The 20,978-nt window shown below is 47.2% G+C and carries 15 protein-coding genes, 1 pseudogene and 1 riboswitch; of the genes and pseudogenes, 2 read left to right on the top strand and 14 right to left on the bottom strand.

What is annotated here, in order from left to right:
* Window positions 1–4: 4 nt before the first annotated feature.
* The 13 genes and pseudogenes from M2134_RS10785 to M2134_RS10725 all read right to left on the bottom strand — a co-directional run bounded on the left by M2134_RS10785 (window position 5) and on the right by M2134_RS10725 (window position 13,974).
* Window positions 5–1,705 (bottom strand): hypothetical protein, encoded by a 1,701-nt coding sequence (locus M2134_RS10785; RefSeq protein ID WP_280750713.1) that lies wholly within the window; start codon window positions 1,703–1,705, stop codon window positions 5–7.
* A gap of 330 nt (window positions 1,706–2,035) precedes the next feature.
* Entirely contained in the window at window positions 2,036–2,224 is a 189-nt protein-coding gene (locus tag M2134_RS10780) for a hypothetical protein (protein WP_280750712.1), read from the bottom strand.
* A 131-nt stretch (window positions 2,225–2,355) separates the two neighbouring features.
* Window positions 2,356–2,643, bottom strand: coding sequence for a hypothetical protein (locus M2134_RS10775; RefSeq protein ID WP_280758177.1), 288 nt, complete (start codon window positions 2,641–2,643; stop codon window positions 2,356–2,358).
* A 14-nt stretch (window positions 2,644–2,657) separates the two neighbouring features.
* Window positions 2,658–3,572, bottom strand: a complete 915-nt coding sequence (locus M2134_RS10770; RefSeq protein WP_280750710.1) for a BT4734/BF3469 family protein — start codon at window positions 3,570–3,572, stop codon at window positions 2,658–2,660.
* A gap of 156 nt (window positions 3,573–3,728) precedes the next feature.
* The gene (locus tag M2134_RS10765) at window positions 3,729–4,781 is read right to left on the bottom strand and encodes an AAA family ATPase (protein ID WP_280750709.1); all 1,053 of its coding nucleotides are present in this window, start codon (window positions 4,779–4,781) and stop codon (window positions 3,729–3,731) included.
* On the bottom strand, window positions 4,778–4,987 hold the full coding sequence (locus M2134_RS10760) for a hypothetical protein (RefSeq protein WP_280750708.1): 210 nt from the start codon (window positions 4,985–4,987) through the stop codon (window positions 4,778–4,780). Before M2134_RS10760 ends, M2134_RS10765 begins: the two co-directional genes overlap by 4 nt.
* A gap of 92 nt (window positions 4,988–5,079) precedes the next feature.
* Window positions 5,080–5,316 carry a helix-turn-helix domain-containing protein gene (locus M2134_RS10755; protein ID WP_280750707.1) on the bottom strand — a complete coding sequence of 79 codons (237 nt, stop codon included), beginning with the start codon at window positions 5,314–5,316 and terminating at the stop codon, window positions 5,080–5,082.
* Between the two features lie 406 nt (window positions 5,317–5,722).
* Window positions 5,723–6,034 (bottom strand): annotated as a pseudogene (locus tag M2134_RS10750) (hypothetical protein); the annotation flags it as partial.
* Window positions 6,035–6,068: 34 nt separating this feature from the next.
* Window positions 6,069–6,335 carry a hypothetical protein gene (locus M2134_RS10745; protein ID WP_280750706.1) on the bottom strand — a complete coding sequence of 89 codons (267 nt, stop codon included), beginning with the start codon at window positions 6,333–6,335 and terminating at the stop codon, window positions 6,069–6,071.
* A gap of 58 nt (window positions 6,336–6,393) precedes the next feature.
* Window positions 6,394–6,491, bottom strand: a riboswitch (SAM-I-IV-variant riboswitch).
* 37 nt (window positions 6,492–6,528) lie between these two features.
* Entirely contained in the window at window positions 6,529–7,245 is a 717-nt protein-coding gene (locus M2134_RS10740) for a SprT family zinc-dependent metalloprotease (protein ID WP_280750705.1), read from the bottom strand.
* Between the two features lies 1 nt (window position 7,246).
* Entirely contained in the window at window positions 7,247–10,300 is a 3,054-nt protein-coding gene (locus M2134_RS10735) for an HsdR family type I site-specific deoxyribonuclease (RefSeq protein ID WP_280750704.1), read from the bottom strand.
* A 60-nt stretch (window positions 10,301–10,360) separates the two neighbouring features.
* On the bottom strand, window positions 10,361–11,539 hold the full coding sequence (locus M2134_RS10730; RefSeq protein ID WP_280750703.1) for a restriction endonuclease subunit S: 1,179 nt from the start codon (window positions 11,537–11,539) through the stop codon (window positions 10,361–10,363).
* Entirely contained in the window at window positions 11,533–13,974 is a 2,442-nt protein-coding gene (locus M2134_RS10725; RefSeq protein ID WP_280750702.1) for a type I restriction-modification system subunit M, read from the bottom strand. The genes M2134_RS10730 and M2134_RS10725 overlap by 7 nt, the downstream gene beginning before the upstream one ends.
* A gap of 1,038 nt (window positions 13,975–15,012) precedes the next feature.
* Between M2134_RS10725 and M2134_RS10720 the strand changes: the two genes are divergently transcribed.
* Both M2134_RS10720 and M2134_RS10715 read left to right on the top strand, forming a co-directional pair.
* Entirely contained in the window at window positions 15,013–17,412 is a 2,400-nt protein-coding gene (locus M2134_RS10720; protein ID WP_280750701.1) for a TonB-dependent receptor, read from the top strand.
* A gap of 5 nt (window positions 17,413–17,417) precedes the next feature.
* Window positions 17,418–18,398 carry a DUF4249 domain-containing protein gene (locus M2134_RS10715; protein WP_280750700.1) on the top strand — a complete coding sequence of 327 codons (981 nt, stop codon included), beginning with the start codon at window positions 17,418–17,420 and terminating at the stop codon, window positions 18,396–18,398.
* Between the two features lie 184 nt (window positions 18,399–18,582).
* Here M2134_RS10715 and M2134_RS10710 read toward each other — a convergent pair whose 3' ends face one another.
* A complete protein-coding gene (locus M2134_RS10710; RefSeq protein WP_280750699.1) occupies window positions 18,583–20,823 on the bottom strand; it encodes an amino acid permease in 2,241 nt (746 codons plus the stop codon).
* Between the last annotated feature and the right edge of the window lie 155 nt (window positions 20,824–20,978).

Genomic DNA, 20,978 nt, shown 5'->3' with positions numbered 1-20,978 from the left:
CGTTTTAGAATTTAGAATTTTTTGTTTTGTAATTACTTATAGCAGCATATAGGTCTGACCCTTTGAGCTTGACTGTCGTCACTTCTCCGACACCTGCAGCCCCTGGTTGACCGCCGCTGTTAATCATCTTAAACAGGTTGCCCTGCTGTCCGGCATTAAGTACCATCTCCCCACTGTTCAACCCTGCCAACACCTTATCGCCTGAGTAGCTGCTACCACCAACGATACCACCTGTCGCAAACTTTGGAATAGCCATTAACGCCGCAGCTAATCCTACTACTGTTCCGGCCATCGCAAGGACATTCATAGGAAAAGGTTTCTTCGATTGTTCCGCCACCCCTAACGCCGCCTCAAGGCCGAAGAGGGTAGCTACAACAGGAATCATCGTACTGATAGCGGTTATAACATTCGAAGCATACGAAAACCAACCCGCTGTCGCATTCTCCGTCACCCCGCCGAAGTTATTCGTCAATGTTGAGAGGGTCTGCATCAACTCGATCGACGTTGCCAGCTTATCGTTGTTCACGAACTCCACGGGCTCGATACGGCCAATCTTTACGTTCTTGAGTTTCTCCCCTATATCGGGAAGGTCGAAACCCTTCGACGCTTTACCCGCCAAGTTGTTGATCCTTAATGTTGCTTCGAGCTGGATCCATTTTTTTTGCTTCTCAAGATCTTTTATTGCCGCCAGCGCTCCAGCCTTTACAGCCTCATCCGTTGAGTTCTCCCATACCTTTTGCAAAGATGTTATCTCGGCTTTGACATCAGCTAATGAACCGGGAACAAACTCGATCTTTCGTTTTTTTGCTTCGAGGTCTTTTATAGCGGCCAAAGCTCCTTCTCTTATACCTTCGTCGGAGGATGTTCTCCATACCTTGCGCAAAGATGCTATCTCGGCTTCAATGTCGCCTAAAGATCCAGCCTCATAGTCCTCGCCTCCTCCTTTCTTTGGCTTTATCCTGTTGGCAACCATTAAAGCCCGTTTCTGCAGTTCGTTGATCGATCTCTGCAGGTCGAATTGTTCCGACAGGAGATCGAGCGTTGCCTTTCGGTTTTCGTCATTCTCGTTGAGGAGAGTGGATTGAACCCTAAGGAATCGGTTCTGTTCCTTATACGCCTCTATCTCCCGTTGGCCTGCTGTCGTTACATAGGTTCTCGTTGCACCTGTAGAACGTGACACACTCGTTTTCGTGTGTTGGTTCTCCAAGGCTCTCAAACCTTTGCGATACTCCTCAACTCCTTTTAGCGCTTCCTTATTCCCGAAGTTGGTGTACCGGAAGAAGTGCTCAAGATCGGAAGTGTCCAGCTCGATCCCGTAATTTGCTTTATACGACTTGGCTAAAGCACCTTGCAGATCCTCTATGTAGTCGATCGTATTAGTGCTGAGGCTTTCAATCTTCGCTTTCATTTCTTCGGCGGCTTTTTTGCGCTCCTCGAAGGACAGCGTCAGGTCTTTGGTCTTTGCTTCCATCTCTGTAATGGCTGCCATGTCTTGGGTCTTAATGAAGCCGAGCGAGAGTTTCTTATCCGCCAGGTCATCCATGACGGCCGACAGCTCGTAAAGCTCTGTCAATGTACTGGCGACCCCGTCTTTGAACGGTGCCCAATCGCCTGTTGCAAGCGAACGATAAAAAGCGCTTACGGAATCCTTTGCAGCATTGATACGATTATCGAAAGCATCCGAGGTCGCCTGATTGCTCCGCATTGTTGCCCTGAAGGCTTCCCCTGCAGCTACCCCAAGGCCTAAAGTCCCTGCAAAGACTTTTACGCCGGCTGAGACGGCTTTCATTTGTCCGCTGAAATCTGACACTTGCTGCTTACTTTTCTGCAGCGTGTTGTTGAATTTTGTATCGTTGAGAATGATCTCTGTCTTAAGTTGTGCTGGCATAGCTTTTTTGTTTTATTTGATTGATTTTTAACATTTTATTAACATTTTCAAATTTCAAAATTTGCCCGTGTGTGTAAACTCGGGGGTGTGGGGGTTTCAGTGACTTGATTCTCAGAAATTTACACCCATACCCCTTCGTCGTTCTTCTCACCCGTCGTCGATCGGCTTAGGCTCTATGCTATCGGGGTGACTCTCCCGCCTGGCATCCATGCGTGCCCGGTACAGTAGCATATTGTAGCGGTAGTCGAAGTGTTGTAGTAGCTGATCGGTCGGTAAAGACTTGGCCACCTCATCATGCATGACGTAGAATACTGTATCGGCAAAGACGTCCTCCATGCTCCGACCGCAGTAGCTGCCGATCCTCGCACAGCCGTAGCAATACTTACGATGAAGGGCGATGTACTCCCGGGCGATCGCCTTAGCGACACCGGGGTAGTAGGTCTTAGGTTTGTAGGTATTGCGTGCCATTAGCGACTCATAATAAAAAACTGATCCTGCCAGAATGCTATCCACTTAGGACAGGATCCCTTTTCTTTGATATAGTGTGCCAATGACGGGTGGCTATCGATGTAGTCCTTTTTGCCCTTGTACCCCTGCCACTTGGCAAACCCGTTGCACAGCTCAAATTCAACAGCCCCCCATTCCCACCATCGAGTCTTAAATACGTGGCCGTTAATCGTGCTTCGCCCTATGGTGTAGAATCTTGTACGTCCTATTATCTCGTCCGTCGAGCCGTCGTCGTTTATTCTTTTCATGTCGTTTATTCTTTTCATGCTGTTATGTCTTTGAAGTCAATAGCTGCCGTTACACCGTGTTCTCTTGCTATGTGGAATAAGGTGCCGACGTGTACCTTATCCATCCGCAGACAGGCTGTGAATTGCTTATCTGCCTGCCCGTAATCGTATCCGCTATTCATAGCGCTGAGGCGGTGGAATATGTCCCGGCCAGCTTCTCCGAGAGAAGCCAAAGCCGCACCGATACGCAGCCAGTTGTCATACCCCTCCGTGATGTCAATCAATTCTCTCTCGCAATAGTCGGCAATGGCCTCAACTCTCGCCAGGGTATCGGGGTCGACCTCTTCCTGTCGCTTCTCCTGTGCTGGCCGTGGTCGTGATTCCGATGCCGGAGCGATCCAGGAATACACCTCTGCTTTCAGGTTAATGTAGGGCTCGGGGTCATAAGATACAAAGCGCTTGCGCCCTACGTTGATACAATTAGTGTCTATAGTTAGGCCGCACCGGGCAAAATCCTTCTGAAGGCTGCGGAAGTGGTCCCGGTGCTTCTCGGCGTGTGATATAGGAATAACACAGAAATAACTCTCACCGCTAAGCGAGTGACCGCAATAAGCGACGTGTGGCACCTGGTAGATGATCTCCTTTAATTGGTCGAAGTTATCCATGTCGAGGTTATCCTTGCGGTCAATGTCGATGCAGATAAGGCCGGAGTGCTGCAACAGGCTGCTGTCGCTTGCCCCGCTGAATGTTCCGCTTACGGTGAAGCTGGGCAAAGACTTCTTTATCTGGTCATACGCTTCTTTACCTTTAACGGCTTTAGTCTGTCGAACCTTCTCTACCGAGTCTTTGAATCTGTCCGAGGTAAGAAGTGTATATAAATCTACTTCTTTGACCGGCGGTTCTGTGATTTTCTTGTAGAAACTCACGTTTTTTGATAGAATTTTTGTCATAATTTAGTTGTTAAAATGATTTTATGGCAAAACGGCAAATGAACGGCAAAACGGTATTTGCCGTAATTCGGGGAAAGGTAACGGCAAAACGGCAACCCCCTATATATAGGGGTGCCATTTGCCGTACCCCTTGCCATACTTTAATATTACCTCTTCTCATCTGTATATATCCTCATAAAATGGTGCTGATCCGTTGAGGTCGTCGGAGAAATCGCCGAGAGTATATACACCGTCATCCTGCTTGCTGATTATTCCGGTATTGACGGCATCTTGTATCCGGTTTCTTGCAGTTCTGTCTTTAACGCCGCTGCGTGCCATATAGGCTTGGGTAAGGTCTGTGTGCCTGTATCTCGCCCGCTGGCTGAATATAGATTCAAACGCCTGCCGTAGATCTTCTTTCTTTTCGTCCTCTTTGCTAATTACAGTTTCCGGGCGCAGTCGCCCCTCTTCATCAATGGAGAATGCCCATTTACCTACGGGAGCGTTACGACACTCGGTTTGTTCTACCGTTATCATTCCGCTATTGCTCTCCCGGCTGACCTGGTAGGTCTCGCTGCATTTATTTAGGAGTTCCGTACCCAAGTGACCCCGCATATTGCCGTCGCCTTTATTCTCATGGAGGACGCACAGGATAGCGCACTCATAACGGCTACTCAAGCGCATTAACTCGCCGATCAGTACACCACTCTCGCCAATGTCGTTGAAGTCTTTGCATAAATCCCGGATCCCGTCGATATACACGCAGTCCGGACGGTATCGGTCGATAGCAGCCCGTACTCGCTCCAGTCGCTCCGAGGGGCGGAACTCACGCAGGGATAACACAATATACCGCTCGTTACTCGATGAGGTAGGCCAGCCGCAGAGAGAGTGAACCATGCGTGCCTTCTCCGCTACATTATAAATATTCTGCTCCGTGTCCACGTGTAGAACCTTCATACCCTCCTTCTCCGCCGTGAAGCCCATGTAACTGCCGCTAAGTATGGCGGTCTCCAGGGCAGCGCAAGCGAACGTCTTACCCGCCTTGGCCTTGCCCTTCATGCCGATGAGGTCGCCACGTGATATAAGCCCGTTACCGTAGCGATCCCGGAGAAGGAATTGCACCGGCGGGTAGTCCTTCGTGATGTCGATAACGCACCCGGCCAATATATCGGCAGCGGTATCCACTTGATCCGGCTCTCGTTGGCTGAACTTCGTTAAATCAATCCTCATACGGCCATGCTATTAGATTCGACTACCTCGGCGAATAACTCACCTTGCCGCACGTCCTCGGCCAGCCAATAGAGCTTGCAGCCGTTAGGCATGCGAAGGTCTACTATATTCCACCCTTCCCGGCGAAGGTCAGAGATGATCTTACGTGCATCGTTGCTGCCCGTGATCGCATTTATTTGCTTGGCTGTCAATTTATACCCTTGCAAAAATAAAGCCCGTACAGTGCTGTATATTCGGCCAGAATGATTATCTTTGTGTACCTGTTGCCCCAGCCCCTTGGCGGGGCTTTTTTTTCTTTTCATGCCCGACGCCCTCCATTCTTTAGGCAATACTCGCTTGCCGTGTTATTAATCTCCTCTGTTGTGGCTATCCGGTTCCGGCTGATCCACTCGTCGAGCTCCTGCCGGTTGAAGTAGCACAGCTTGCCCGTGGGCTTGTAGTGCGGGATCTCCCGCCGCATGGTTAGCTTGTACAGCGTGCTCATACTGATATGCAGATATCCTGCCGCTTCTCCACTAGTTAAATAGTTATTCATATTAATATTCTGTGTATGCTTTGCTGGGCTGCTGCGGTAGATGCAGGGCTCCACAGCGACACCCGGTAACCCGGCTACACTTGGCCTGCATTCCGAGTGCATCGGGTTACGGCGCAAATGTATACGGCGGTGGAAGTGTGGGCAAATAATACAGGTAGTCATTAATAGCCATATATATTCAGGCTATTAATGACTACTTTTTGACGGGATATGTTTTCTTTTCGCTATTCTTTTTTAGCTGGTCGTTTGGCCTTACTGCATTTATACTTATATTTGCTGCGGAGCTATTACCCCTTGGCTACACTTTACGTGTATCTTTTATGTTTGACGACTACGGGGGTGATAGCTCTATTTTTTTAGCTAATTTGTTGTTACTTGTCGCTTTTTGTTACTATTTTGTTACTCGCTATTTTGTTACTCGCTGTATATCAATCGAATAACATATGTATTTAGTCCCGGCTCTGGGTACTGAAGCGGACAAATCTAATTTGTCCGCTTTTTCTTTGCTACATAACTCGTTGGTTTGCTGATAGATTAAGTCCAAAACTTTGTTGTAAGAATTGGTTCGATATGACTCTCCGTCAAATTCGATTTTTTCAGGAAACATCGAACCAATCAGCTTAATTTTTACAGAAACAGGTGCATCCCTTATATAGCTATCTATATTGTTTATCAGGTTAATAGAGTACCCCAATTTTGGTTCGACTTTAGAACGGTTATTGAGGATTCATTGTGGATCAACAGCAGATCTCTTATTCATCTACGGCAACCACTTTGCATACTAGTTTGATTTTCCGTTTGTAGGAGGTGGCGCCGGGCATAAAGACTGTTGGGTCTAATGTGAGGTCTCTTTCGTAGAAGGCAGTGCGGAGGGCGGCCAGGTAGGCCGCACGGGCATTGCCCCAGCCTAAGTTGCCCACTTCACGATTGAAACATTCAACTAACTCCTCTGTGGAGTAACCTCTAAAACGACTTAGGAACTCTGAAAAGTAGTCTTGCGACTGATTTACATTTCTCATAATAACACAATATTAATTAGTTAATAATATTGTATTTCGAGCAAAAAAGATAGGGGATGATGCACGTTTATTTTGGATGGCTCCCGTATTATTTGACCACCGTGGTGACTACACTCGGTTGGTATTACCCATCATGGGTAATTCGAAATACGGTGCGAATATAGGAATTATTTTTATAATCCAAGCATTTAGCTCAATTCTTTGGAGAGGTTGGGCTCTTATGCCATTCGTTTAATTGTTTACGTCTTAACTCCCAATTGGGCAGATACCGGTTCATCATCATAAGAAAGTTGTCGTTATGATGTCTTTCTTTCAGATGGATCAACTCATGCACGACAATATATTCAATACATTCCTTCGGTTTCTTGGCCAATTCAATGTTAAACCAGATTGATTTCGTTTTGTCGTTGCAGCTTCCCCATTTGGTTCTGACTTTGCGGATACCCCAATGTGCTAAAGAGACATTCATACTGTTTATATACCTCTCTATCATCTCATGCAAAACAAGGCTCAATTCCTGGCGATACCATTGATAGAGCTTTTCCTGCTTGTATTCTCTTGAACTTCCCGCGGGAACGATTAGCTCTATTTTGTGATGGTGCAAAACCACCTGTGGCCGTTTGTTCGACTCCGTAATTTTCAACAAATAGCGTTTGCCAAAAAACCAATGGCTCTCCTGGGTAATGAAGAGGTGCTCCGGTTCATGTTTTTGTGCGCGTATTTTCTTTTGTTCTTTACGAATCCAGCCCAATTTGGTAGACACATATACGCGCAGCTTCTCCACATCCATATCCTCCGGAGCCGATAATGTCACATCGCCTATTGGCGGATGCACACTCAAATGAATATTCTTTATCGGTTTGAGTGTCAGCAACACTTCCAGGTCATTGAACCGTAAAATCTCACTCATATCAATAATCCTGCTTATTGCTTTCAATGATTTTGTAGATCTCCAATGTTTTGTTTTCGTCGTTGACCACCTTGTAGATCGCCTCTTTTATTTCATTTTGTTTTGCCGGATTCTCCCTGAATCCATCTTTTTTGGCAGCCTGTATGGCGTCATCGCAAGCCCTAACCAACGCTTCATCCTCATTCAAATAGTGATAAAGGGCTTTTTTGCCTGAGGTATCTATGCTTTGAGGCAAATCATTTTCTTTCCCCGCGTTGACTTTTTTCACCAGCTCAGCCATTCTTTTGAGGTATTCCTGGTAGTCAATAACCGCTTTTTTGCGTTCATCAATCAGCTGTTGAAGCAATTCAGACATTTTCTCAAAATAGACCGGGTCGAATAAATGCTGGGTGACAATCTTGGAACGCACACTGTTCTCGATGGTCTCTGCAACGGTCTCTTTGTTGCCTTTAATGCTTTCAGGGAGTGACTCAATGGCTTTGTCCATATTGGATTCAATCAGTGCCAATAAAGAGATATCTTCAAAAGGCGTAATCACTGTCGATTCATCAGCCTGGATATAATGGTCAATCAGATGACGCATATCCGCTTCATACGCCTTCAAGTCCAATACTTCCCCGCTGGCAATGCGTATCGTTTCGCGCAGCTTCAGGTAGAACGCCAATCGCTCTTCAAAACGAGCGATCTCCTCTTTGTTGAATCCCGCCGTTTCCATTTCGGCTTGTACATTGGCAAACGCGCGGATATACGCCACGATCGCTTTGTATAAAGCCACCCGTTTGTATTCGTTGGCTTTCAGGTCGCTTGCGATCTCCGTATTTCCGCAGAAGTAACGGATATAGTTCAGGTCGTTTTTGGGATAGTCAACCGATTCGCACAGCTGTTCTAACTCTTCCAATGCGTTTTCAACGCGTTCGCGCGCCATCTGTAGGCGATCTTTCAGAACAATCTCCACCTCCTCTTTCGTGAAGTGTTCGGTGTCTAAGGGAGAGGTATAGACCTTAATCGCATCGGTTACATTCCCGAAAAGCCCCATATAATCCACGATATACCCAAAATCCTTATCGTCGGTATCCAGTCGGTTCACCCGGCAAATGGCTTGAAACAAGGTATGGTCCTGCATCTTCTTATCGATATAGATATAGGAACAAGCCGGTGCGTCGAAGCCGGTCAGTAGCTTGGACACGACAATCAGCAATTTCATTTGAGCCGGTTCTTTCACAAACTTCCGTTTGTTATCATCTTCGTAGGTCTCCGTTTTACTTTTCCCGCCTTTGGGGGTTATATCCTTCAATAATGCCTCATAGGTATTGTACACATATTCTTTGTCGGTTTCAGAATCTTCGCCGGTATCTTCGGTGGTAATATCTTTGGTTTGCGGATTGTAGGAGGTGATAATGGCACATTTGTTTTTGAGCGGTGTGCCTCTAAACAACTCAAAATACCTGCAAGCCTCATAAATGCTGGAAGCCACCAAAATAGCATTTCCCCTTTCGGAAGAGAGACGTGGCTTGACACTGAAGTCGAAGAGGATGTCGGAAACTATTTTCTCCATCCGCGACTTGGAGCTCAATACATTTTGCATTGTTCCCCATCGCTTCTTCAGTTCCGATTTCTGGAAATCATTCAGCCCTTTTGTCTTTGCCTCAAACCAAGCATCCACCTTGGCTTGTGACGAGAGGCGTTGTTCAATATCACGTCCTTCATACACCAGATCCTTCACCACCTCATCGGCCACCGCCTCGTTGAATTTATAGGTGTGAATATAACTGCCGAACACTTCAAAAGTGGTCTGTTTGTCATCGCGCAACAGGGGCGTCCCGGTAAAACCGATAAAGACCGCGTTCTTCAACACCAGCTTCATCGTTTCGTTCAGCTTTCCACTTTGCGTGCGATGACATTCGTCTACGAAGACAAAGATATTGCCTTGTGTTTCGATGGGGTTATTCCGAAGCTCCTCGATAAAGGTTTTGTAGTCTGCCTCCCCTTTGTTCCCGAATTTATGGATCAGCGAAGCAATCAGTCGTGGCTTGGGTTGTGTGAGATAGTTCATCAATTCTTTGCCGGAGCTTGTGCGGGCAATACCCGTTTCACCGGCGCTTTCGAAGGTATCGGCAATCTGTTTGTCGAGCTCCGTTCGGTCGGTGAGAATCACCACCCGGGCATTCTTTATATTCTCCAGGATCCATTTGCCTAATAGAATCATCAGGATACTCTTGCCCGATCCCTGCGTATGCCAGATAATCCCGCCCTCGAAGCGCCGGGCATACTCTTGTGCCTCTTTCAATGCGAAGTATTGGTGCGGACGGGGTAGTTTCTTCTTCCCGCCATCAAACACAATGCCGTTGTAGATGATATCCAACAGCCGTTCTTTCGCGCACACCTTGCGCAGGTATTTATCCAGTTTATAGCCTTCGTTCTCCTCTTCATCCTCTTTCCAGGCGAGGTAATACTTCTCTTCCGTGCCAATGGTGCCATAGCGCAGGCCTTGCGTATTATTGCCTGCCAGGATAATCTGCGTGGTGATAAAGAAGTTCTCGTTAAACGCCTCCTGTTGGTTGGAGATATTCTGGCGAATGCTCTCCGATATATCCACCGTGCCCCGCTTAAGCTCCAACACCCCCAAAGCGATGCCATTCACATACAAGACAATATCCGGGCGGCGCGTTTTGTTGCCTTTCAGCGTCACCTCTTCGGCAATGGCGAAGAGGTTTTTTTCGGGATGTGTCCAATCTACCAGCATCACCGTTTGGTGTTGCTCGCCCACATCCTCCCGGGCTTTGACGCCATAACGAAGTAGGGAATAGAACTTCTTATTCCGTTCATACAGGCTTCCCTCATTGGCACGCGCCAGCGTCAATACCTCTTGCACCGCTTTGTTGATCAGCGGTTCCGCATAGCCTTGTTTTTGCAGAAAAGCACGCAGGTAGGCTTCCTCCACATTGCTGTTGTGATCGTGCTCTTCCCAATTACCATAATAGGCATAATCCATCTCTTTAAACAGTTGAATCACTCTGTCTTGTGTCTTGCGCTCTATGGGGTTGATATTGTTCATGGCTTTCTCCTTGTTTACTAAGTTATATAAAATCTAAAAACACACACTGTTACTTCTCTCTTATACGAATCGTATTCGCCCTGTCAATAACTCCTGCATCATGCCCTGCTTGATCTGACGAGCCTTTGCCAGTTTGTTCTCCAATGCTTCGATCTCCGCATCCATATCGGAGAGGATAGTGGCGATGCGGAGTTGTTCGGGGAAGGGGGGGAGGGGAGTTGGGATAGATTTTAAGTCATCTATTGATAATCCCAATACTGTGCTCCCGCTTCCTTTTTCAATTATTTTTGTTGATATGCTTCTATAGAAGTAAATGAAAAAGTCTGTATGGACTAAGTCGCTTAATCTAATTGCTTTCAAATCCTGGTTAATTGCTACATCAACATTGTATTTTACAATTTGCCCTAAAGCTATGCGAGTTGCAATAATTAGGTCTCCCTTCTTGACGATTCTTGATGCACTATTATTGAGACCACTTTGCGTTATATATTCTTGAGTCTTATCTCTATTGTATGTCGCAAAGTCCTTAACTGTCATCCAAGGAATATTCCCTCCCCAATATTCCCCAATAGCTCTAGAAGGAGTTCCTCCTCCTAAAATTGACAAAACAACCTCCCCCAACTTCTTCACCTCCCACCCCTCTTTCGGTGTCAGCAATTCCTGCATGGCGCCTTGTTTTATCAGGCGTTTCTTGGCAATCAGTTTTTCTAAACTTTCAATCCACGCATCGGTATCGCTTAAGACTTCGGCGATGGCACGTTGCTCGGGGAGAGGAGGGAGGGGGAATTTTGTGTTATTTAGAATGCTATTATATAATCGCTGAATCGTTCCTCCCTCTGTATTGTATTTTACGATCTGAAGTACATAATACAAATATTTGTTAGATAAAATGATCTCATTATTGTCTATCCAAACGATGTTAGAATCTTGGAAATAAGCATCTTTTCCGTCATAAATTATCGTTCTACCAATGGTCCCGGCTGCTGAAATGAGAATATCCCCTTTCTTAGGGAACGAAAATTTCGATTTATAATTCTCATATAGAGCATTAGAGATGTAAGCATCGGCTTTATCTCCAAAAGTCCCTATTTTGAAAAAAGGGATGTCTCCAATGATACTTGTTTGCGAGCTGAAGATTCTTCGGCACATTTTCACTTCTCCAACCTCACCCAGCTTCTTCACCTCCCAGTCCTCCGGAATTACCCCAATCTCCGTCTGTTTGAATTTCGTTTCTACCATTGCAGTCCCATTTTATGGAGGTGAGTTTTTACTTTGCTTTCATAGTCGGCAACGGCTGTTTCCAGCTGTGGCAGTGTTTCGGCATAACGCGCTGCCAATTCATTTACGCGCTGGCTGAGGTTCTGGCTGATACGTTCCTGTTCGCTTTCGAGGCAGTGTTGCAGGTGGCGCATCCACTTTTTGTTGATTACCACCTCTTTGATCTCCTCTTCGGTAAGTTGCGGATAGAGATCGATCACTGCCTGTTCGATATTAGCTTTCGCCTCTTTGATCTTTTTATTGGTAGCCGTTATGGCTTCATTCAGCTGGATATAGTTTTCCATCACGGCAATCTCTTCTTTGGCAGTGAAGGATTTCTTTTTCTCTTTCAACAGGGCTTTCACCGAAGCGACAGTCACCTTATCCAACTCGGCAAAGAGGGTGGTCTCCAATTCGTTCTCTTGGTCGAGTTCTTCCAACTGGGCTTTGATACTCTCTACCTTGTTTTCGAATTGGGTAATGGTCTCCCATTCCTCCGAGAGGTATTCGTCGATCAACAAACGCGGTGGGATCAATTTCCCGATTACGCCTTCGAGCCCCTCCACCGTCTTGTCTTTACCGGTTTTGCCATCCTTTCCTCTTTTGCCTTTGATCACTTGCCGTTCCCAGAGGTTACCTGCCTGCCAGCCTTCCATCGCAATGGCGTAGAGATCGTCCTGCATGATATCGTTCCAATAACTCATCAGGTGTTGGTACATATCGTATGCATCGATCAGTGGATTGTCGGCAAAGGCGTTGAGCAGACGCTCTCCGGTTGTTGCAATCTCCGGTTTGATAGAGAAGCCGGACGTCAACTGCCGGAAATGCGCTTCGCGTTCCGTTTTCCAACTATCGAATAGGGCTTGCAGTGTCTTGGAGAAGGCCAGGAATTGCGGGTGTGTGAAGATCGTTTGTTTGATCTCTTCGTTCGGGACTTGCAACCGGTAGTAGCCATTGTCCTGCAAGGCAAACAACAGATTTTTCAGCTCGGGATAGATCGCCCAATAGCGATTCAATAATTCTACATCTCGCCGGGGAATGCCTCCGTTCAGGTGCGCGAAGAGATCCTGCTTATCCTCCTCTTCCTGCGTGTCGATGTAGCGGGGGATATTCAGGTTATAATCGTTTTTCTCGTTGGCAATTTCGCTGACGGGCACCATGCGGCTGTATTTCGGCAGTTCTATGGCGTGATTAAACACATCCACAATCTTGCGAATATCTTTCTCCTGCAACCGGTTTTTGTTGCCATCTTTCACAAACCCTTTGCTGGCATCGATCATAAAGATCGCTTTGCGGTGTTCCGCCTGCTCTTTGTCCAATACCAGAATGCAAGCGGGGATACCGGTTCCATAGAACAGGTTGGCCGGCAATCCGATAATTCCCTTGATATAACCCTTGTCAATAATGTTCTTACGAATAGCCGCTTCGGCATTTCCGCGGAATAAGACCCCGTGAGGCAATACCACCGCCCCTTTGCCGGTGGTCTTCAATGATTTGAGAATATGCAACAGAAAAGCGTAGTCGCCATTCTTTTCAGGTGGCACGCCTAATTCAAAACGGCCAAACTCATCGGCGTCCGTAGAAACACCATTACTCCAGTTTTTCAGTGAAAACGGAGGATTAGCCACTACGTAATCGAAGGTTTTCAGTCCACCGTATATTTTATTGGTCCAAAAGGGGCGGGTCAGTGTGTTGTCTGCCACAATCTCCGCAGTTGGATTGCCATGCAGAATCATATTCATTTTGGCTAAGTTGGCCGTGGCATTATCTTTTTCCTGCCCGTAGAGGGTGATGTTTTTCTCGGCCTCATCTGCCACCTTCAACAGGAGCGAACCCGATCCACAGGTGGGGTCATAGGCAGTCGTCTGTCCGGTTGAATTGTCTTTGTTGATTCCAATCACCTTCGCCAATACGCGGCTCACCTCCGCCGGGGTATAGAACTGCCCCTTCGACTTGCCCGATTCGGTGGCGAAGTGACGCATCAGGTATTCGTAGGCATCACCCAATAGGTCGTCGCCTTCGGCATTATTGCCCGAGAAATCCAAATCCGGCGAGTTGAAGATAAGGATAAGATTCGATACCGTATCGATCAGGTCTTTCCCTTTGCCGAGCTTCCCTTCATCGTTGAAATCCGGAAAGTCATTCAGGTGATTTGCCTCTTTGATCGGGTTTAGAATATATCTGTTGATATCATCGCCGATATTGGGTGTGCCTACCAAAGCTACCATATCCTCGAAAGAGGCGCCATCAGGCACTTTTATGGCGGCAAATGTCCTGCCTTTATATTTGTCGGATATATACTTGACAAACAAAAGTGTCAATACATAGTCTTTATATTGTGAGGCATCCATCCCCCCTCTAAGCTCATCGCAACTTGCCCAGAGCGAGCTGTATAATTCTGATTTTTTAATGGCCATAATCTATTTTGTTCTTTTTGGGTAGTGGAATTCGGCACACACTACTTCAACGAGGCGAAAATAGTCATTTTTTCAGTATAGAGAGGTTGCTTAAGGGCTTTTAGTTATGGCTTTTTTGGATTATCAATTAGCTTATGCCCATAAATAGAAAGCTTGCCGCTCCTGCAAAAAGAAAAGCGCAATAGGATTGATAGTCAATCGTATTGCGCTTGTTGGATGGTTGTTTGTTGTCTCACAAGGATTCGAACCTTGACAGGCAGAACCAAAATCTGCAGTGCTACCATTACACCATGAGACAATCCTCTGCTTTGCTAAAAAGCGATGCAAAGGTAAGGTTTTATTCCTATTCTGCAAATTTTTTGTTGTTTTTGTGTTTGAATAATAAACACTTTTGCTGTTTTAAGGAGATGATTTGAAGGAGAAAGGAGAAAGGAGAAGGGAGAAGGGGGGCGTCTTCAGATTTTGTAAGATTGGGAAGGTGGGGATCGCGCTGCCAGCGCGAGATTATGCATAACCGTATGCAAGCATAGCGCAGCTTACGGTATAGCGACTGCCTGTCAATCAAGCGCCGCAGGTGCGAGATCTGTCATAATCCCGCCCCATGCGGGGCTTTTTTATATAGAGGATTCACTACCGTAAGCTGCGCTACGCTTGCATACGGTTATGCATAATCTCACGCCTGCGGCGTGCTTTCCCACAAACCTTCCCATGTTCTCCCTTTCTCCTTTCTCCCTTCTCCCTTCCCATTTTCTCCTATTTGAAGGTCTGCATACATCCGGGAAATCCCAAAATCAGCAAAATCCCGGTTCAAGAATTTGACATTTTGTCAAAAACGCCTGAGTATTTTTCCAAAAACGTAGGGGTATTTAAAATTAGTCAGGCGAGTAACACTTTTTAACGTATCATATTGTAAAGCAAAATCCACTTTTTGCTTACACTTTGTAATTCTCACTTTCTCGGAAATCGAACCCTATTTTATCCGGCTTTTCTTATCTTTGCGCTGATGAATCAGTGTGTTGTTCTAATCAGCGTATTATTATGCGAAAAAAATTTCTTTTTCTGACCTTCCTATTACTCTTACAACTTTATACTTTACGGGCACAAAACCATAAAATAAGCGGCTATATCCGAGAATCGGGTAGTAGCGAAAGCTTGGTGGGTGCTGCCTTGATCGACCTCGGAAGCCATCAGGGGGCGGCCTCCAATTCGTATGGATTCTACAGTCTGACATTGCCCGAAGGGGAGGTGGTTCTGCAATGTTCTTATATAGGCTATGAAACACGGCGCATCTCTTTTCGCCTGGAGCGGGATACGGTATTTGAGATTCTGCTCGATCCGCTGAGTACGCAACTGAAGGAGGTGGTGGTCAGCAGTCGCCGTTCCAAATTGGAAAGTACTCAACTGGGCACGATCAATGTGCCGGTGTCGCAGCTGACAGCTATCCCCTCTTTGTTGGGGGAGACCGATATTATGAAATCGATGCAGATGCTGCCCGGTGTGGAGGCAAGCGACGAGGGAAAGAGCGATTTCTCGGTGCGTGGAGGCAGTCCCGACCAGAACCTGATTCTATTGGATGGCATTCCGGTGTATAATACCAGCCATGTGTTTGGGTATCTCTCGATCTTCAACTCGGACGCGATCAAGAATGTGAATCTCTACAAAGCCGGATTTCCGGCGCGTTTCGGGGGGCGCCTCTCGTCGGTGGTCGATATCCGCACCAACGATGGCAATATGGAACAACTGCATGGGACGGCCTCTGTCGGGCTGATCTCGATGAAGGCGGCGCTCGAAGGGCCGATCGTGAAAGACAAAACATCCTTCAACCTCTCTTTCCGACGCACCTATGTCGATCTGTTTATGGGAAAGATACTCGACAGGCTTCGCCGGCTGGACGACCAGATATCGGAACGCGACGATTACAATTTCTTTTTCTATGATATCAATGCCAAACTGCAACATAAACTGGACGATAAGAACAGTCTCTTTTTTATGTTCTACAATGGGCGGGATAAGCTCGATACCCAATATGATACGCGCGACGGCTATTCAGGGGAGCTAAGTGCCCTCACCACGCAGGACTGGAAATGGGGGAGTACGATTGCTGCGGCGAAATGGAATCATATCTTCTCGGGCAACCTTTTCCTCAATACCAAATTGGCGTACAACAATTATATGTATGATATGCACATTGCCCGGACCTATGAGTCCTATTATGATTATGATACGCAAAACAAGAGTTTTGTCGGCGCGAAATATAATTCGGGCATTATCGATTACAGCCTGACCTCCGACCTCGATTTCATCCCTTCGCCGCAGCATTATGTGCGGATGGGGGCGGCGTTCACCTTCCATAATTTCAAACCCGAGGTGCTCAGTCAGCAATCGTCTGAAGAGCGCGATGACTTCTTCGGCTATGAGTTTCAGCAGGGAAGGCGCATTCTTGCCTACGAAGCAGCGCTCTATGCCGAAGACGATTGGGCGATTACGCCGCGCTTTAAGATCAATCCGGGGTTGCGCTTCTCCCTGTTTCATGTGGAGGGGAAGACCTACGCCTCGGCCTCTCCCCGGTTTTCGTTGAATTATCGCTTGAGTAACAACCTGTCGTTTAAGGCGGGCTACACCCATATGAAGCAGTATATTCACATGCTGTCGAGCAATATCATGTTTTTGCAGACCGACCTCTGGGTGCCTGTCACCAAGAAGGTGAAACCGATGGATTCGCATCAGTATTCGGTGGGGTTGTTTGCCAATCTGCCGCATGGTTTCGATCTCTCGGTCGAGACCTATTACAAGGATATGCAGAATGTGTTGGAGTATGAAGATGGCGCCGACCTGCTTAGCCTATCGGCCGGATGGGAGAATAAGGTGGAGGCGGGCCAGGGGCGTAGCTACGGGCTGGAGGTGTTCCTGCAACGCATGACGGGGAAAACGACCGGATGGATCGGTTATACCTGGGCCAAGACGGAAAGACGCTTCGAGCAGATCAATTTCAACGAGTGGTTTCCTGCCAAATACGATCGCCGCCACAGCATCAACGTTTCGCTTATACAGCAACTGGGCAAATATTTCGAATTGTCGGGCAACTGGGTGTTCAGCTCAGGCAATGTGATCACCCTGCCGATGAAAGAGATCAAGGCGGCCGAGATACCCGATGCTCCTTTCGGTACCTATTTCTTGGTGGAGCAGTTCGATCATCGCAACAACTACCGTCTCGATCCGTATCACCGCTTGGATCTTGGCATCTCCTATTATACCAGCCGCACGAAAAAGCGTTATAGCATCTGGAACCTGAGTATCTATAATGCCTATAATCAGATGAATCCCTTCCTGATCACTACCGATTACGCGGAGGATTCCTACGGCGCCGAACACCGGGTATTGAAGAAAATCACGCTCTTCCCGATTGTTCCCTCCCTTTCATACACTTATAAATTCTGACTCAGATGAAGAAAATAGCCTTCCTATATAGCCTTCCGGTTCTCTGTTGCTTTCTATTCTTGACCGCTTGTGAGAATATTATCGAATTCAAAGGCAAGGATAAAGAGAATAAACTGGTTGTGAATCATATCGTCGATACCAAACAGGAGGAACAGATAATTGACTTTTCCGCCAGTTATTTTCTGTTTGAAGATATGGAAGATTGGAATGGATGGGATGATCCCTCCTCCAAATGGAAAGATGAATGGGGGTTGCCACCGGGTGGCTTGCAGGAACTGCCGCTGGAGATAACGGTCAACGGAGAGCCGCAGGAGTATTATTCTATCGGCGGAAACTACCTTGCGTATAGGCCGGGAGAGTTGAAGGCGGGTGATAAGATTGCCGTTGAAATCGACCATGAGTTGTCGGGTAGGGTCTATGTAGAAGAGACTGTTCCTGAATTGCCGGTGATCCTTTCCGTTGACACCATGCGTTTCTTCGATTCCGAGATGTACAGCCTGTTTATGCGCTCATTGATCACCATCAAAGACCGTCCGAACGAGCGGAATTATTACCGCCTGCTGATCCGCCGGAAGGTATTGTTCGACGAAGGCACCAAATGGGAATACCTGAGCGAGATGACCGACTATTACATCAACCAGGATCCGGCATTGAGCAACCTGGTCGATCAGGGTATGGAGGATTACGAAGGGAACATCTGCCGCATCTTTTCCGACGATCTTTTTGACGGCGGGGAGTACACCCTCAATGTCTATTTCCCGTTGAGTTATGGATCAAACGTATTGAAAGAAAAGGTCGATGTGGAGATCGAACTCTACGCCATTACCGAATCGCTCTACTTCTATATGCGCTCCATCGAACAGAAATGGAACAGCGACACCTTCTCCCATCCGGTGCGCATCTATTCCAATGTAAAAGGTGGCTACGGCATCCTGGGCATTCAACATCCGTTGATCTATCGGTTTCCGGTAGGTAGGAGTAGTTAAGAAGTTAAGAAGTTAAGAAGTTAAAGAAGTCAAAGAAGTTAAGTAGTTAGAGTAGTCATAGTAGTCAAGTAGTCAAGTAGTTTGTTTCTACTTAACTACTAAGGAGCGAAGCGACTGATAACTTCTTGACTTCTTTGACTACTAAGGAGCGAAGCGACTGATAACTACTAAGGAGCGAAGCGACTTAATTAATCTCTTTCGATTGCGAAGCATTGACAAACAGGATATCGCCAATATCCTGGAAGCCGGTAAAGAACTTCATCGGTTCGTGTTTTAAGATCTCTTCGCGGAAGCCGATCAGGGTGAGCCCGGCATGTTTGGAGCGTGTCTGGATGGCATCGCTTACGGTTTGTTTTTCATCCAATAAGACGATTTCGATATTGGCCAGGGTGATCGGCAAGCGACCTTCGGAGATCCGTTCCTGCAAATCCTCTTTCACCACTTCCATTTCGGGGTTGGTGCTGGTAATGAATATCTTTATCTGGCTCTTATGCCAATCAGGATGGGCCATGATGATATAACCCAACAGGATCATCAGGTTGGTATTCTTCTCGTCGGTGGCCCGAATCCATACGTGGATGCCATTACGCGTGCGCAGCGGATAATGAGATCCGGCGAAGATGCAGATATCGAAGTTACCCGCCTTGGCCATATTGATATTATCCAGGATCCGGCATAATTCATCGGGCTGGTTTTTATCGAACTCATAGACCACCATATTGTTCTCCATCCCCGAAATAGAAGGGGTCTGAATAACCTGAGCAATCGCCGAGGTGTAGGAGGGCGAGATCATCGTGTCGATATACAAGGCGCTGTCGTGCTCGCGTTGGTTGTTGATCAGCTGACGCAGGATCTCTTGTGATTCGGCATGTGTCTGCTTGCTGTAATAGCCTTCGATATAATGGAAATAGGTGCCAAACCCATGCTGGTGACTGATCCATTTCATCAATTCCAACACCTTGTCGCGCTCAAAAGAGTTGGGCGAAATACATATCGCCGACGGTCGCCACTCCTCATTCTCCATCACCGACTGATGTTTCTGCATAAACACCCGCAAGCGGCGGTTAAGCTGGAACAACGCCCCTTCGAAAATGTCGCCAAGCCCCTTCTGGTCTTTGTTGTAATGCTCGATAAAGAGATAAAGCACAATAATCACCACGTAGGAGAGGATGGTGTACAATGGATTGATCATAAACATCACCCAAACCGACAGCAGGAAGCCCCCTAAAGAGAAATACCATTTCGAGCGGAAGCGCGGACGGTAGGAGGGGGGCGAACCAAAATGGTTGAGGAATGAGATCAGACACAAACAGCCGTAGGTGATCAGGAAAAACATAGAGATGATGCCCGCGACGCGGTCGATATTGCCTATCAAGACAAAGACCAGGGCGATAAAAAAGGTAACGATCGTGGCGCTAAACGGTTCATTGCTTTTCCCTTTCCCACGCGCCAGGAAGCTGTTGATTTTCTGAAACGGCAGGCTCTTGTCGGAGGCGAGTGCCTGCAGGGTGCGGGGGGCCACCAGGATGGCGCCCAGCGCCGAAGAGAAGGTGCAGGCCGCCAGTCCCAACGGAATCACAATCGGCCCATAAAGCGCGATGCGCGACATGATCAACTGATCCTCCAACAGGTCAGCTTGCGGAGCGGAGACAGCCAGTTTCCAGACAATCAAAATATAGACAATCAGCCCGGTAAGGGTTCCCCCCATCGTGCCCAAAGGAATCGATTTGCCGGGATCTTTCAGGTCCCCGCTTAAGCCCACCCCTGCCGTCATGCCGGTAAAGGCCGGAAAGCAAATGGCGAAGATAACAAAGAACTTGTCGGTGTTGAAGAAACCGAAATTCTCTTTCGCCAGGAAGGCCACCTCGCCCTCTGTTTCAATGGGCTTCCCCATGAAAAAGAGCAATAAAGCGATGAAAAGAATAATATTAACCACATAAAGCAATTTCATGCTCGAACCCGTCCCTTTCTTCAAAATGCTTAAGGCCAATAGGACCAATGCAGGAACACTGATCACCTGTCGGGGAAGATCGAAGCCGAAGTGGCTTGTCCACCAATCGAAAAGCGGCGCGAAAGCCTCGGTAAACGCGATGATATAGAAGGCCACACTGATGGCTTGAGAGAGATAGAGGGTAATCCCGATGGTCGATCCGATTTTCAATCCGAACGAGCGGGAGATAATGAAGTATTCCCCGCCACCCTCTACCCGGGTATTAGTGGCTATCTCGGAAATAGCCAAGGCAGTGGGAATGGTGATCAGATGCCCCAATAGGATAATCAGGATCGCGCCCCAGAACCCCAACGTCCCGACAGCATAGCCGAAACGCAGGAAGAGGATCGCACCCAAAATGGTGGATATAGCAGTGAAATAAACGGGAGCGACGCCAAAGCCTCCCCCCTTTTGTTGTTGTATAGCTGACTTCATAATCTCCTCATTAATGGTCGCGGCACAAAGCGTGCCGCCACCCATGCCTTCCAAAGATATAACAAAATATGTATATAGCTGGTTGCACAGACAGAGATTAGGCTGATTTTTGGGTGTTTTTTCTCATGCGGGTGAGCAAAAAAATTGGAAGGGGA

The sequence above is a fragment of the Parabacteroides sp. PM6-13 genome (assembly GCF_029892605.1).
Classification (GTDB): Bacteria; Bacteroidota; Bacteroidia; order Bacteroidales; family Tannerellaceae; genus QVMG01.
Note: the sequence above shows the minus strand (reverse complement) of the source record. Positions and strands in the feature narration are given on the sequence as shown.

Bases quoted from the DNA above. Each gene is read 5' to 3' on its own strand.
- M2134_RS10775 (WP_280758177.1), bottom strand. From the start codon at position 2,643: ATGAAAAGAATAAACGACGACGGCTCGACGGACGAGATAATAGGACGT.
- M2134_RS10785 (WP_280750713.1), bottom strand. From the start codon at position 1,705: ATGCGGAGCAATCAGGCGACCTCGGATGCTTTCGATAATCGTATCAAT.
- M2134_RS10745 (WP_280750706.1), bottom strand. From the start codon at position 6,335: ATGAGAAATGTAAATCAGTCGCAAGACTACTTTTCAGAGTTCCTAAGT.
- M2134_RS10710 (WP_280750699.1), bottom strand. From the start codon at position 20,823: ATGAAGTCAGCTATACAACAACAAAAGGGGGGAGGCTTTGGCGTCGCT.
- M2134_RS10730 (WP_280750703.1), bottom strand. From the start codon at position 11,539: ATGGTAGAAACGAAATTCAAACAGACGGAGATTGGGGTAATTCCGGAG.
- M2134_RS10720 (WP_280750701.1), top strand. From the start codon at position 15,013: ATGCGAAAAAAATTTCTTTTTCTGACCTTCCTATTACTCTTACAACTT.
- M2134_RS10770 (WP_280750710.1), bottom strand. From the start codon at position 3,572: ATGACAAAAATTCTATCAAAAAACGTGAGTTTCTACAAGAAAATCACA.
- M2134_RS10780 (WP_280750712.1), bottom strand. From the start codon at position 2,224: ATGGAGGACGTCTTTGCCGATACAGTATTCTACGTCATGCATGATGAG.
- M2134_RS10715 (WP_280750700.1), top strand. From the start codon at position 17,418: ATGAAGAAAATAGCCTTCCTATATAGCCTTCCGGTTCTCTGTTGCTTT.
- M2134_RS10740 (WP_280750705.1), bottom strand. From the start codon at position 7,245: ATGAGTGAGATTTTACGGTTCAATGACCTGGAAGTGTTGCTGACACTC.
- M2134_RS10765 (WP_280750709.1), bottom strand. From the start codon at position 4,781: ATGAGGATTGATTTAACGAAGTTCAGCCAACGAGAGCCGGATCAAGTG.
- M2134_RS10755 (WP_280750707.1), bottom strand. From the start codon at position 5,316: ATGAATAACTATTTAACTAGTGGAGAAGCGGCAGGATATCTGCATATC.
- M2134_RS10725 (WP_280750702.1), bottom strand. From the start codon at position 13,974: ATGGCCATTAAAAAATCAGAATTATACAGCTCGCTCTGGGCAAGTTGC.
- M2134_RS10735 (WP_280750704.1), bottom strand. From the start codon at position 10,300: ATGAACAATATCAACCCCATAGAGCGCAAGACACAAGACAGAGTGATT.